This is a genomic window from Weissella sagaensis (assembly GCF_010306265.1).
GTDB lineage: Bacteria > Bacillota > Bacilli > Lactobacillales > Lactobacillaceae > Weissella > Weissella sagaensis.
Genome location: NZ_BLKA01000001.1, coordinates 404,370 through 418,049 on the forward strand (window position 1 = coordinate 404,370; position 13,680 = coordinate 418,049).

General features: G+C 37.2%; 13 protein-coding genes. 3 read left to right on the forward strand and 10 right to left on the reverse strand.

Annotation, left to right across the window (positions count from 1 at the left end; translation table 11 throughout):
* Positions 1–91: 91 nt before the first annotated feature.
* The 4 genes from G7Y65_RS02095 to G7Y65_RS02110 all read right to left on the reverse strand — a co-directional run bounded on the left by G7Y65_RS02095 (position 92) and on the right by G7Y65_RS02110 (position 3,662).
* Positions 92–1,243 (reverse strand): AI-2E family transporter, encoded by a 1,152-nt coding sequence (locus G7Y65_RS02095; RefSeq protein WP_137600359.1) that lies wholly within the window; start codon positions 1,241–1,243, stop codon positions 92–94.
* A gap of 253 nt (positions 1,244–1,496) precedes the next feature.
* A complete protein-coding gene (locus G7Y65_RS02100) occupies positions 1,497–2,393 on the reverse strand; it encodes a UbiA family prenyltransferase (protein ID WP_042492158.1) in 897 nt (298 codons plus the stop codon).
* A gap of 94 nt (positions 2,394–2,487) precedes the next feature.
* Entirely contained in the window at positions 2,488–2,763 is a 276-nt protein-coding gene (locus G7Y65_RS02105; protein ID WP_052348376.1) for an acylphosphatase, read from the reverse strand.
* A gap of 86 nt (positions 2,764–2,849) precedes the next feature.
* Positions 2,850–3,662, reverse strand: a complete 813-nt coding sequence (locus tag G7Y65_RS02110) for a transporter substrate-binding domain-containing protein (RefSeq protein ID WP_042492160.1) — start codon at positions 3,660–3,662, stop codon at positions 2,850–2,852.
* Positions 3,663–4,079: 417 nt separating this feature from the next.
* Here G7Y65_RS02110 and G7Y65_RS02115 point away from each other — a divergent pair, with 417 nt between their 5' ends.
* Complete coding sequence (locus tag G7Y65_RS02115; RefSeq protein ID WP_042492163.1) at positions 4,080–4,781, forward strand: amino acid ABC transporter permease; 702 nt, start codon at positions 4,080–4,082, stop codon at positions 4,779–4,781.
* A gap of 5 nt (positions 4,782–4,786) precedes the next feature.
* Positions 4,787–5,539 carry an amino acid ABC transporter ATP-binding protein gene (locus G7Y65_RS02120; RefSeq protein WP_042492164.1) on the forward strand — a complete coding sequence of 251 codons (753 nt, stop codon included), beginning with the start codon at positions 4,787–4,789 and terminating at the stop codon, positions 5,537–5,539.
* Positions 5,540–5,578: 39 nt separating this feature from the next.
* Here the strand turns inward: G7Y65_RS02120 and G7Y65_RS02125 are convergent, their stop codons facing one another.
* A complete protein-coding gene (locus G7Y65_RS02125) occupies positions 5,579–6,160 on the reverse strand; it encodes a TetR/AcrR family transcriptional regulator (protein WP_042492165.1) in 582 nt (193 codons plus the stop codon).
* 157 nt (positions 6,161–6,317) lie between these two features.
* Between G7Y65_RS02125 and G7Y65_RS02130 the strand changes: the two genes are divergently transcribed.
* Positions 6,318–7,175 carry an aldo/keto reductase gene (locus G7Y65_RS02130; RefSeq protein WP_137600358.1) on the forward strand — a complete coding sequence of 286 codons (858 nt, stop codon included), beginning with the start codon at positions 6,318–6,320 and terminating at the stop codon, positions 7,173–7,175.
* Between the two features lie 99 nt (positions 7,176–7,274).
* On the opposite strand, the gene G7Y65_RS02135 is transcribed toward G7Y65_RS02130, so the two are convergent.
* The 5 genes from G7Y65_RS02135 to G7Y65_RS02155 all read right to left on the reverse strand — a co-directional run bounded on the left by G7Y65_RS02135 (position 7,275) and on the right by G7Y65_RS02155 (position 13,663).
* Positions 7,275–8,204, reverse strand: a complete 930-nt coding sequence (locus G7Y65_RS02135) for an L-lactate dehydrogenase (protein ID WP_165314511.1) — start codon at positions 8,202–8,204, stop codon at positions 7,275–7,277.
* An 18-nt stretch (positions 8,205–8,222) separates the two neighbouring features.
* Positions 8,223–9,383, reverse strand: a complete 1,161-nt coding sequence (locus G7Y65_RS02140) for an aminotransferase class I/II-fold pyridoxal phosphate-dependent enzyme (protein WP_042492169.1) — start codon at positions 9,381–9,383, stop codon at positions 8,223–8,225.
* 19 nt (positions 9,384–9,402) lie between these two features.
* Positions 9,403–10,773: an FAD-binding oxidoreductase gene (locus G7Y65_RS02145; protein ID WP_165314512.1), complete on the reverse strand. Its 1,371-nt coding sequence runs from the start codon at positions 10,771–10,773 to the stop codon at positions 9,403–9,405.
* A 370-nt stretch (positions 10,774–11,143) separates the two neighbouring features.
* The gene (locus G7Y65_RS02150; protein WP_042492171.1) at positions 11,144–11,968 is read right to left on the reverse strand and encodes an energy-coupling factor transporter transmembrane component T family protein; all 825 of its coding nucleotides are present in this window, start codon (positions 11,966–11,968) and stop codon (positions 11,144–11,146) included.
* A 3-nt stretch (positions 11,969–11,971) separates the two neighbouring features.
* Positions 11,972–13,663 carry an ABC transporter ATP-binding protein gene (locus tag G7Y65_RS02155; RefSeq protein ID WP_165314513.1) on the reverse strand — a complete coding sequence of 564 codons (1,692 nt, stop codon included), beginning with the start codon at positions 13,661–13,663 and terminating at the stop codon, positions 11,972–11,974.
* Positions 13,664–13,680 lie beyond the last annotated feature (17 nt).

Below are 13,680 nucleotides of genomic sequence, written 5' to 3' on the forward strand. Positions count from 1 at the left end.
ACCTCATTAAAATTGATACCAAATAAAAAAGGCCTTGCGTATATGGAATATACCACACACAAGCGCCAATTTCATTATTTTTTATGATGCCTTAAACTGTTGTATCAATTTCAGATTCATCTTCTTGTGATACGACATCATTATTTTGATGTAATCGCCAAAGTTCCCAGGCATAAACTGTAATTGTTCGAATAATGGCATAGAAAGGTACTGCTAAAATCATCCCTGCAATTCCTGCAATATTTCCAGCTGCTAATAATAAGATAATAATTGTTAACGGATGTATGTTCAATGAAGCTCCCATGATTTTGGGATAAATCAAATTACTATCTACCTGTTGCACAATTAGGACAACTATAATTACCCATAAAGCTTGTAACGGTGAATAAGTAATTGCTACAAACAAAGCTGGAATCAAACCAATATATGGTCCAACATAAGGAATAATATTGGTTACACCTGCAAACACGCCTAACAACAATGCGTAATTTTGACCAATCATGAAATAACCAATCGTTGTAAAGAAACCAACAAATAACATTTCAATTGCTTGTCCACTAATATATTGGGCAATCGTTTGATTTAAACGACTTAAAACATCTGAAATACGGTCTTGTTGTTTGCTAGGAAAAACTCTTTGAATAAACGGTGATAGTTTATGACCATCATTTAACATATAAATCGTCATAACAGGTACTGTAATTGCCGTAATCGTCACATTGGTTAATTTACCGATTACTGAACTTAAGCTAGTTGCCATCCCCGCTACCACGGTTTGACCAAATTTTTGCACTTCATCTTGTATTTTATTAAAATCTAGTTTAATGCCATACTCTTTTGCAATATTAATTTTACTAATTTCATTAACTAGTTGTTGAATAGTATCAATTAATCCTGGAATATTACGTATCAATCCAGTAATTTGATCCACCAATGTTGGTAATAGCATTAATAACAATGCAATTAAAATACCAACCAACAATAACATAACAATTGTAATCGCCCAACTGCGGCTCACATGCTTGACTTTACCCAACGGAATCTTTTGTAAAAATACCACAATTGGATTCAATAAATAATATAAAAAACCCGAAATGATTAATGGCACAAAAACAGCCCCTATAAATTGACTAATGGGTTCTAAAATAAATCGTAGTTGTGTCACAACTAAAATCAATAACGCAATAGCCAATATTTCAAGCGTCCAAAAAAGTAATTTGGAACGTTTTAAGTATGCTAACACTTCGCACCCTCACTTTCATTTTTTCTAATTATACCAGATAATCGCACCTGCAAGCTTTTCTGGCACTAATAATGACTATCTTTAATTGTGAATAAAGTAACAATCAAATTAAGTTTAAATTAATTTTATCCACAAACTTATGCACAAGTTTTCCACAGGGTTTAAAAACTAATACCGTAAAAAAAGTGTCAACCTCACCAGTTACATCTTGGTAGGTTGACACTCTGAAACAAGTCCTAAAAATTAAATTTTATTAATTAAAAAGCAAAGCTAATACTAGACCAATCGCCAACGTGATTGAAATAACCACGGCATTTTTAATTGCGAATGGAAAATTAGGTTTAATTGGATTTGCTTGAAAAGCATGTACGTTTTTCATTACAATTGGCAATGATAATAATGCTACTAAAGCTAACCAAGGCAAAATACCAAACAAGACTGCAATAATCAGCATCACATAACCTGCAATATAGATCCAACCGAATGCTTTAATGGCCCGCGGCTTTCCCAAATGCCAAACCAACGTATGCCGGCCCTCAGCAACATCTTCTTCATAATCACCAATATTATTAGCTAACATAATATCACCAATTGCAAACCATGCAATCGCTGAAGCAATAATCGCATGGATAACCAACTCACTATTAAAAGTTGGTGCAATATTAATATATGTCGCGCTCAAGAAAATTAAATAACCCATCGTTAAACCAGATGCTAATTCACCAAATGGCGTGCGTGATAATGGTAATGGCGTCCCAGCGTACCAGTAAGTAACAATAAATCCAATGATACCCATGATAAATAAAGGCCATCCTGTTTGGAACGCTAACCATAGGCCACCAACAGCCGCAATCAAAATTAAAACGCCTAGCGTTAACCATGATTGACGCTGTGAAATACCACCATTACCAACAATGTTATTCACACCATTTTTCCATTCATCACTTGTTGCTAACTTAAAATCTTGAATATTATTCCAAACATTTGCCACCATTTGTAATGAAAAGACAACAATTGCAAATAAAATTGCATACCCAACATTAAACTCTCGATATGTAATGACTGCATATAGATTACCTAGCACTAACGGTAACACGCTCGCGACCAACGATTGCACTTCAACAAATTTCAACCATGTTTTAATAGCCATTTTTTCAAAGCCTCCTAAAAACTCTTAACAACTCAGCTTACATTAAAAAAACCAGTCATGCAATGTAACATTGCTTACTGGCTACGATAACAATTTATAATTCACGAAAACTGTTTTGATCTTCATGCACTGCAATGTCTTGCGTAGTTACCGAGTCAACTCGGCCATACGGTGAGGGGGATTCGCCCACTTTAGCCACAAAATCTGCCATCACACTTTCTTCAGCTTGCGCTTCAATATGAACTGACCCATCGTCCTTATTCCATACAGCACCTACAACGCCCATATCTTTAGCCAACGTTGTTGTGAAATAACGAAACCCAACTCCCTGTACACGACCACGTACAATAATTTTTTTAGCAATTAACATAATAAACACCTCTATTAACATCAAATTCGGTAATTAAAAATAGTCTCAAAGGTAAATTCCCCTGAGACTAATATTATACCGTTATTCTATGGTTTTTTCGTCAAATCAGATCCAAAATATTTCTCTGATAGTTTCGACATTGTACCATCTTTTTTCAATTCTTGTTGTGCCTTCGTTATTTTTTTAGCTAACGCTTTATCTTTCTTGTTTACCATTGGTGAGGCAGATGTATTACCCAATAGTTTAGTCGTCTTAGCCGTCAATTTTGTTTCAGGATGTGCTTTTTTGTAAACTCCCCATGAATCTTGTGAGTTTAGCGTTACGTCTGCTTTACCAGAATTGATCAAATCGATAGCTTCTGCAAACCCCGGAACTGAAACAATCTTTGTTCCGGCTTTTTTAGCTGCTTGACCAAAGTTAGATGAAGCTGATTGTGCTGATCGCTTACCCTTTAAATCAGATGCTGATTTAATATCTGAATCAGGTTTTGTAATCATGACTGTTTTTGTATATAGGTATGGGCTTGCAAACGTATAGTGCTTTTCACGTTCTTTATTCTTACCCATGTTATTATAAACAACATCATATTTGTTTGCGCCCAAACCAGCAACTAATGAATCAAATTTTGTTTGGCTGAATTCAGGCTTTAAATTTAACTTTTTAGCAACTGCCTTTGACAAATCAACCTCAAAGCCAGTTAGTTTACCTGACTTATCACGATATGAATAGGGTGAATATGTTCCTTCCAGCCCAATCGTTAACGTGCCTTTTTTATGCAAATTCTTTTGGTACGCTGGTGTTGCTTTAGCAGAAACATTTGGTAGTGCTGCGTATGTGCCAACACTGGCTACAGTCAATGTAACAGCTGCAGCAGCTGCAATTTTTGTATATTTATTCATTTTATTTTTCCTCAACTGGTGTTTAAATTATTTTCATTTAACGTCATTTCACCGGTTAATTTAACATCGCATCCTAAAATTCATAAACATTACCTCTCTTAGTTACTGAGGCAAATAATACTCTGTTTACTAACATTTTGTCAACATTTAGCCAACTAATTAAATTTTACTTGCATTTAATTAGTTAGACCCCTAGAATAAAGTAAGTTATTAGTTTATTTATTTGTCGTTTAAGGAGTATCATTATGTTACATGCTTCATCAAATAACTATATTGCTTGTGCGAGCCTAACGCGGTTTTTGCGGTAGGTTATCTTGGTGTACACCATTTTAATAATCGTAAAAAACGTGTTAGGCACCTGATTTCATCAGGATTGTTTAACACTTTTTTTGTGTTCATTTTTTGAAAGGATGACTCATGTTTCAATTTATTGCAACTTATGCACCACAATTAATTGTTGCTGGTATTAAATATACGATTCCATTAGCATTAATTTCTTTTGTGATTGCCGTTGTGATTGCTGCTGCAGTCGCTATTTTACGATCTTATGTCCCTCATGCTACCGGATTTGGTAAGCTTGGTTGGCACATTTTAAAATTTATTCTTGGATTTTATGTTTGGATTTTCCGTTCAACCCCTATGCTTGTGCAATTATTTGTTGTTTTCTACGGTTTACCAAAATTAGGTATTAGTTGGTTGTCGCCTTCAGGTTGGTCAGCTGCCGTGATGGTTCTATCATTAAATACAGGTGCTTATGCGTCCGAAGCTATTCGTGCGTCAATTTCATCCATCCCTGATACACAACGTGAAGCTGCTGCTGCTTTAGGTATGACTGATCGCCAAATATTTTTGCGCATCATTTTGCCACAAGCAACACGTATTTCTATTCCAACATTAGCCAACTCGTTTGTTGCATTAGTGAAGGATACGTCACTAGCTTCAGTTGTAACAATTGTTGAGATGTTCTACTTATCACAACAACTAGCTGCTGTTAATTTTGAACCATTACAAATGTATCTATTAGTTGCTGTTATCTACGCACTATTTGTTACCATCCTGTCATTCCCACAACGCTATATCCAACGTTGGGCTGACCGTTTTGTGAAAGAACAAAGGTAAAAAACATGCTTAAATTAGAACATATTGATAAACGTTATACTGAACATCATGCGCTACAAGATATCAACGTCACCTTCAATCCGCATGAAACAACTGTTATTGTTGGTCCATCAGGATCTGGTAAATCAACTTTGTTACGTTCATTAAACCTATTAGAGCGCCCCGATAGTGGGAAATATACGATTGATGACCGCACAATTGATTTAAGCCAGCCGCTAACAACTGAAACTTTATTGTGGGTGCGCCGTAAAACAGGGATGGTTTTTCAACAACCACGTATGTTCGACCATTTAACAATCATGGGAAATATGATTGAGGCCCCCGTTCATGTCCTTAAGCAATCCAAAGCTCAGGCAACTAAACATGCACACGAACTTCTGGCTGCAGTTGACTTAGACAACACTGCTGACCGTTATCCTTATCAATTATCTGGCGGTCAAACGCAACGTGTTGCGATTGCACGTGCACTAGCCATGGCACCTGATTATCTGTTGTTAGACGAACCCACTTCTGCTTTGGATCCAGAACTAGAGGCGCAAGTTTTACGTGTATTAAACGACTTAGCTCACGAAAACCAATCCATGATTATCGTTACCCATAATATGGATTTTGCGCGTCATGCTGCTGATCGGATGTTATTCTTGGAAGATGGTAAAATCAATTTTGATGGTACACCAGATGAATTTTTCAATAATCCGACTGAACGTATCAACCGTTTCTTAAATGCTTTTAAATTCAATCAAAATGAAACTGAATAAATAAAAAGCCAACTAGTTAAATTACCAGTTGGCTTTTTATTATTCTTCAGACGGCTTCATTAAATTTTGTTGTATAACCGGTAGCATTTCTTGCCACGTCGTTTCAAAAATTGTTTTAAATAAATTGTCATCCCAACGCCCTGCAAAAAAAGGATGATAAAAATAGGTAAATGTCTGCATAACCGTTTGACCACGTTGTTGACGGAACGTGTCCCACGCCATTATTTTTTCAACAGCTTTGGCAAATTCTTTAAGTCTAGGCTCGATTAAACTATCGTGCTTTCCCAGCTCAAATTTATAAAAAGCTAACATTTCTGGTGCTTCAGCAAAACTGGCTTGACGACGCGTTGAAAGCAACCACAACCAGTCATGCAATGCCTGCACCCGATTCTCTTTTGTAGCTCGCTCACTAGCTTCTATGATTGGTGCATCGACGTGCAACAACCAATCCTCATCCATTTCTTGAAATAAAGCATCACGGTTGGCAAAATGTTTGTACAACGCAGCTGGCGTAATTGTCAATTTGCGCGCAACATCAGCAAGACGTGCCTTTTCGTAACCTTTTTCCATCAACACAGCCTGCGTTGCTTCAAAAATTGCTTCCTTTGTAACTTTTGACATTTTACTTTCCTTTCTCACGTTATTATCTTTAATATTATACCCAACTATATCAAGTAGATAAACTATATAATTTAGTTTATCGTTATTTTTTGTTATACTGGACAGTGAATTATCAGCTAAATTTAACTGAAATATATTTAATAAGAGGTGTAAGTATATGACCATTTCATCATTAACCGATACATTTACCTTAACTAATGGGGTTAAAATCCCAGTTGTTGGATTTGGTACTTGGCAAACGCCAGATGGGGATGTTGCCTATCAAAGTGTGCTTGATGCATTAAAGGCTGGTTATCGCCACATTGACACTGCCGCTGCTTATGGTAATGAGGCTTCAGTTGGTCGTGCCATTAAAGATTCAGGTATTCCACGTGAAGACTTGTTCGTTACCTCAAAATTGTGGAACGACAGCCACAGTTTTGAAGCTGCAAAGATTGCTTTGGATAAGTCATTGCAACTACTTGGATTAGACTACTTAGATTTGTACCTCATTCACTGGCCAAATCCATTAATCAATCGTCGTAATTGGGACAAAGCCAATGCCGAAGCTTGGCGCTACATGGAAGATGCCTACACTGATGGTAAAATTCGGGCCATTGGTGTTTCTAACTTCCAAATTGAACACGTTGAAGCTTTATTAAAGACGGCAACAATTGCACCAATGGTTAACCAACTATTTGTTAACCCTTCTGACCTAGAAAAGGATATTGTGGCCTTCAACAATGAGCATAATATTTTAACAGAAGCTTATTCACCTTTGGGAACAGGATCTTTGCTAGCAGTACCTCAAATTAATGATATTGCTACAAAATATAATAAGTCAGTTGCGCAAGTATTGGTACGTTGGTCATTACAACATGGCTTCCTACCACTACCAAAATCTACTCATGCCGATCGCATTGCACAAAATGCTGATGTCTTTGACTTTACCTTAACAGATGAAGAAATGTCAGCACTTGATCAATTAGAAGGTGTTGCTGGGACACATCAAGATGCCTCACAAGCTGATTTTTAAATTATTTAATCCTTAGACAAAGAGGCGTCAATCGATTGATTGACGCCTCTTTTTTGAATAATCATTTAACTCTTTTATTAAAATGTATATTTATACAAATTATTCATTATCTAATTCTGCAATAACCGCCTCATATCGATCATGAATTAATTTTGCGGATGCTGCTAATTTTGTTTGTTCCTCATCTGATAAGCTTAATTTCACTTCATCAACGATACCTGCCCGACCAACGATCATCGGATATGAAACATATACCCCATATTCTGCACGATAATTAGAAACAGGTAATTCTTCATGACTATCAGTTAAAATAGCTTTTGTTAATCTGCTAGCTGCGCTGGCGATACCATAACTGGTAAATTTTTTACCATCATACACCGTAAATCCGCCAGAGCGAACGGCTTCATCTAATTCTGAGAGTGGTAGATTATATGCTGTAATTGGCTGTTCCTTAACCGTGACAGTCGACCAAGCCGTAAATTGTGAGTTACCATGTTCACCCACATTATATCCATGAACTGATTTTGGATGTACTTGCAACACTTGTCCAACAGCACGATGTAATCTAGCAGTATCCAACAGGGTTCCTGTCCCAATAACACGTGTTGTTGGGGAACCAGTAAAATGTTGATACATGGTCGTGATAACGTCCACTGGATTCGTAATCACTACTAAAACACCCTTAAAGCCTGATGCCACTAGTTTTTCAGATACGCCTTTAATTTGGTGTTTTGTGTACTGCAACTCAACAAAACGATCTTTATTTGTTACCGTTCCTTGTAAGGAAATTTTACCCACTGAAGAAATCACGACATCGGCATCAGCTAAAGCATCCCAATCATTAACAACATAATTGACATTATATTCTAAATTAGCTTTTGCATCTTCAAAATCTAGTGCTTCTGCGGTTACCTTCGCCTCATTAATATCAATAAAGACAAATTCATCTACTGCTCCTTGCGCTGATAGACTATGTGCAATCGCTGCACCAACGTGTCCTAATCCAATAATCCCCACTTTACGTGCCATATTACTACCCCTCCGTTACTAATAATTCTCCAAAAATGTGCCAATGCGTTTTACGGCTTCATGCAAAACAGCCATAGATGAAGCATAGCTAATACGAATGTATCCTTCACCACCAATGTTGAAAATTGAACCAGGAATAACGGCAACTTTTCCACGTTTAGCCAAATCCAGGCCAAATTCATAATCATCTTGATTAACATTAGCTGGTAGCTTAGCAAAAACGTAAAAGGCGCCTGTTGGTTGCGGTATTTCGAAACCTAATTGTCGTAGTGCCGGCACCAAGTAGTCACGTCGCTCACGATATGCTTCACGCATCCCCTTAGAGTCCAGCTTTCCTTGTGCCGATCCCAAGGCTTCTGCCGCTGCAGCCATTGCAGGATTTGAAGCAGACGTCACTGTAAATTGGTGTAACGTTGCAACTGGTGCTATTAATTCCTTTGGTCCAACAATAAACCCGATACGATAACCAGTCATCGCATGTGATTTTGAAACACCATTTAAGATAACCGTTTGTGCTGGTAAATATTTCGCAATTGAATAATGTGGTGCATCATAGGTCAATTCAGCATAGATTTCATCAGCAATAACTGTAATATCTGTGTCTTGCAAAACTTCTGCTAGTGCAGCTAATTGTTCTGCTGTGTATGTTACCCCAGTTGGATTAGCTGGATAGTTCAACAAAACCGTTGTCAATTTATCGCCATATTCATCAATGGCTGCTTGTAGTTGTGTCGGCGTCAACAAAAAATCAGATTTAGACGTATCAACATAGACTACTTCACCACCTGCCAAAGCGATAGTTGGATCATACATCGAAAAATTAGGCGCCGGTAATAATACTTTATCACCATCATTAACAAAAGCCGTCAATGTGTCATAAATCCCTTCAGTTGCGCCTAAAGTCACAACAATTTCAGAATCAACGTCATATGATAAATCATACCGATCCATCATAAAATGTCGAATTGCCTTTCGTAATGCGATGCTTCCTTTAGATGGTGCATAGTGTGAATCATCACTTATAATACTATCAATTGCCGCTTGCTTAACATGTTGTGGAACAGCAAAATCAGGTTCCCCAAGTGTTAATTTTAAAATATCTGCTACACCACTAGTTTGATCATCAAATGCACGGATGGCATTTGGTTCAATTGCTGCTACTCGTTTATTCACGCCCATATTTTAGCCCCTATATTTCTTATATTTTACGTCCTGGATTTAAAATGCCCAATGGATCGAATACTTGTTTAATTTGTTTTTGTAGAATTCTAACATTTGCGTCTAATTGATTTGGCACCCATGCATTTTTCAAACTACCAATACCATGCTCAGCACTTATTGTTCCCCCAACCTGAATAACAAATGCCAGAAGTTCATCAATAAATCGTTGCGTTTTTTCTGGCAAAGCACCTTCTTTATCTTCCAAGATAATATCTGGGTGCAAATTACCATCCCCCGCATGACCTAACAATAATAATCGTTGATCATACTTACTTGCTAATGTTTCTGCTTTATCTGCAACCTTTGCTAATTGCCCCAAGGGTACCGCTACATCTTCAACAATTAACCGACCGTACTGAGCGCCGGCTGCAAAAATATCTTGACGAATTTTAATAATTTCACTGGTTCGTTGCTGATCTTCGGTAAGATCAATCTTTGTTGCACCATAAGTATGTAACACTTGTTCAACTGTGCTTAAAGCATCAGCTGCAGCCACATCAATTTGGAAAATCAACAATGCTTGTTCCCCATGACTTCCCAAATGGCTACCTTCATACTCATCAAGTGCTTCAATAGATACTCGATTTAAAATTTCTAACATTGATGGATTAACGCCACTAGCCTGGACCGCTTGAACTGCTTGCATTAACTCATGAATTGTTGGAAATGTTGCCAATCCTGTAACTGGTTGTCCCAAAGCAATTGGTAATAAACGCACGGTTGCTTCAACAATAATGCCTAAAGTACCTTCTGAGCCAATCATTAAATCGGTTAAATCATATGCTGCATTATTCTTAAATGTTTTACCACCCAAAGTGAGTAATTCACCGTTTGCTAAAACAACCTTTAGTCCTAACACAGATTGCTTTGTTGTCCCATATTTTAGTGAAGACATACCGCCTGCATTGGTCGCAATATTTCCACCAATTGAACTAATTGGTTTTGAACCTGGATCAGGTGCATAAAAATAGCCAACCTGACGGACTTGTGTATCTAAATCACCATTTAATACACCTGGTTGAACAACCGCAACTTGGTCTTTTGGATCAATTGCTAAAATCTTATTCATGTGTGATAAATTTAAAACTAAACTGCCTGTTAAAGCGGCAGCACTGTTAACAATTGATGTTTTGGCTCCTTGTGGCACAACCGCAATTTGATGTGTCGCGGCAAATTTGACCGTTGCTTGCACATCTGCAATTGTCGTAGCAAAAACCACTGCATCCGGCATCACCTTTGTTGTAATCTCTTGTGTATAATCATTTACGCCATATGTGGCTCTAGTCTGCTCGTCTAATGCAATTTCACCATCTGGCAATTGCAAAGGCGCAAAATTTGTCGTTGTCATATTGCTCCTCTAAATAAAAAAGTCCCGTCGCACCATAAAAATATGGAACGACGGGACGATTGAAATCGCGTTACCACCCGTGTTTCAATTTACATCACTGTAAACTGCTCACTAAGTCATGAATTACTTACATGCTATATCGCGCACACCGGAAATCACTTATATTAACTACTCATAATTCCAATCACTCCCGGGCCAAAATTCATTTGCTGAATCGATTGCCTTACACTATCTACAACTCGCTTTGCGTATTCATCACAAACTACTTACCCATTCACCGTGTTTACTCATATTATGGTAAAACGCGTATTATGAAAAGTCAATCATTAAATTAAAATAATCTCATTTATTTCACATTTAATATTAGCAATTATGAAAATGGGTACCAAAAACGACTACCTGTTACTTTGATTAATAGTATTTCAATCATGACAAGTATGACAATACCTAATAAAAACCACCAATCTTGTTTTTTAAACTTTTGCTCATAATACCAACTACGCTTTTTTTCTTTACCAAAACGTCGTAGATCCATCGAACGACTAACCTCATCAATTTTTGATAGTGATGAAAAAACAAGTGGCATCAGGATACCAAAAACACCTTTAATACGTTGCCTTAGCGGTACATTAGATGACATATCAAAGCCCCGAGCTTGTTGCGCATGACTAATCATTACAAATTCTTGCTGCACACTTGGAATATAGCGCAATGTCAAAGCAACCGCATATGAAATACGATAAGATAGACCAATTTTATTCAATCCAGCTGCAAATTCACTTGGATTAGTTGTTAGTAAAAATATCAATGCTAATGGTAAGCTGAAGAAGTATTTTGCCAATACGATGAACTCATAGAATAATTGCTCTAATGTTAATGCATACCGACCTGACCCAAATAAAATAGTCTGAGTATGAAATAATTTCACACCGTACTGTGGCGCAAATAGATAAATCAACAATAAATTCATAGCCGCAAATACAGCCACAAATTTAACAATAGTTGACACGTTTCTCCAACGAATTCCTGCAACCTGCAACCCAACAACAGCAATTATCATCAACAAAATTAAGTAACGAACATCAAAACTTAACATACCGCTAATCGTAAGCAATAAAAATATCAGCAGTTTAGTACCACCACTTAATTGATGAATAATAGACTTTCCTGGCTGATAACCAAATATATTATTCATAACCTATCCTTTCCCAATTAATGCTGTTAGCGCAGCTGGATTACTCAACCCATATTGCTGTGCTAGCTCATAAACCGTTGTTATTGATAAATCAGCCTGTTCAACTAAATGCGGATCATTTAATAAACTTGCCGGTGTTAGATCAGCTAACAGTTGGCCATCTACTAATACTAATGCACGATCAGTCGTCGATAACATTAAAGACATATCATGTGTGATTACCATTACTGTCGTATTAAATTGTTTATTCAAGTGCTTTACAAAACTCATAATAGCCTGTGCATTCGCATAATCTTGCCCAGCTGTTGGTTCATCCAAAATTAATATTTTCGGAGCCAATGCCAAAACTGCAATAATTGTTAGACGCTTTTTTTGACCATAACTTAATACTGTTATCGGCCACTCACGCATACCATACAAGCCTGCTAATTTAAGCAACTCGTAGACACGTGGCTTAAGCTCTTCTTCAGACATACCACGCAAACGCAGACCGCTCGCAACCTCATCATAAATAATTGACTGTGTAATCATTTCATTTGGATTCTGTGAAACATAGCCGATATAATCGGCTCGTGCTTTAATTGGTAAACCTGATAAATCACCAACACCTGCTAATGTCATCGTACCTGCCGTCGGTTTTATAAATCCGGCAATTAATTTACTTAGTGTAGATTTTCCTGAACCATTTTTACCAACAAGAGCCACTAATTCACCCTCATATAAAGTAACATCAATATTTTCAAATAATGATTGTTTACCGTATTTAAATGTCAGTTGTTGTATGGTTAAAATTGACTCTGCTGTTGGACTTCCCGTTTGATTCTGCCGACTTATGCTATTCTCTAATATCTGTAACTTGTCGTATACATCTGGTCCCGTTATTTGTGCCGGATTAGTAATATTAACGAGCCCATCAAATGAAACACCTGCTAATTTTAATAGTTGCAGATAGCCCGGCATTGCTAATCCATACTGCGCTAATGCTTGCGTTTTTAAAATTTCATCAGGTGTCCCATCAAAGGTGACTACACCCCTATCTAACACAACAACACGATCTAAACGATGCTGTAAGACATCCTCTAAACGATGCTCAATCATAATAACCGTCAAATGATATTTTTCTTGTAATTCATCTAACAAAGCTAACATACGATGCCCACTTGCTGGATCTAAACTCGCCAATGGTTCATCAAATAATAAGATAGGACTATCATCAATCAAAACGCCTGCCATTGCGACACGTTGTTTCTGTCCACCAGATAATGCTTGCGGTGCTACGCGTAACAATTCCTCTAGTTCCATGATTTTTGCCCATTGTTGTACCTTAGAAAATAACTCATTGTGTGTCACATTATCATTTTCCAAAGCAAAAGCAACATCTTCAGCAACCGTTAATCCAACGAATTGGGTGTCCGTATCTTGTGAGACTGTACCAATATCAAAAGAGCGCTCAAAAATAGACATATCTTTAATGTTGTGCCCATTAATGGTAATGTCACCAGTTATTTCTCCCTGATAGGCGTGAGGAATTAACCCATTAAGCAATTGTCCTAAAGTGGTCTTACCAGAACCTGATGGTCCAGATAACAACACGCGCTCCCCTTGTTCAATATTTAAATTAATGTGATGTAAAGTTGGCTCTGATTGTGAGTCATATTTAAATGTTACATCGCTCATTTTAATTGCTAATGTCATTAGCCAACTACCTCTAC

Excerpts from the sequence above, each read along its gene's own strand:
- G7Y65_RS02100 (WP_042492158.1), bottom strand. The coding sequence starts at position 2,393 with ATGGCTATTAAAACATGGTTGAAATTTGTTGAAGTGCAATCGTTGGTC.
- G7Y65_RS02105 (WP_052348376.1), bottom strand. The coding sequence starts at position 2,763 with ATGTTAATTGCTAAAAAAATTATTGTACGTGGTCGTGTACAGGGAGTT.
- G7Y65_RS02110 (WP_042492160.1), bottom strand. The coding sequence starts at position 3,662 with ATGAATAAATATACAAAAATTGCAGCTGCTGCAGCTGTTACATTGACT.
- G7Y65_RS02115 (WP_042492163.1), top strand. The coding sequence starts at position 4,080 with ATGTTTCAATTTATTGCAACTTATGCACCACAATTAATTGTTGCTGGT.
- G7Y65_RS02120 (WP_042492164.1), top strand. The coding sequence starts at position 4,787 with ATGCTTAAATTAGAACATATTGATAAACGTTATACTGAACATCATGCG.
- G7Y65_RS02125 (WP_042492165.1), bottom strand. The coding sequence starts at position 6,160 with ATGTCAAAAGTTACAAAGGAAGCAATTTTTGAAGCAACGCAGGCTGTG.
- G7Y65_RS02130 (WP_137600358.1), top strand. The coding sequence starts at position 6,318 with ATGACCATTTCATCATTAACCGATACATTTACCTTAACTAATGGGGTT.
- G7Y65_RS02135 (WP_165314511.1), bottom strand. The coding sequence starts at position 8,204 with ATGGCACGTAAAGTGGGGATTATTGGATTAGGACACGTTGGTGCAGCG.
- G7Y65_RS02140 (WP_042492169.1), bottom strand. The coding sequence starts at position 9,383 with ATGGGCGTGAATAAACGAGTAGCAGCAATTGAACCAAATGCCATCCGT.
- G7Y65_RS02145 (WP_165314512.1), bottom strand. The coding sequence starts at position 10,773 with ATGACAACGACAAATTTTGCGCCTTTGCAATTGCCAGATGGTGAAATT.
- G7Y65_RS02150 (WP_042492171.1), bottom strand. The coding sequence starts at position 11,968 with ATGAATAATATATTTGGTTATCAGCCAGGAAAGTCTATTATTCATCAA.
- G7Y65_RS02155 (WP_165314513.1), bottom strand. The coding sequence starts at position 13,663 with ATGACATTAGCAATTAAAATGAGCGATGTAACATTTAAATATGACTCA.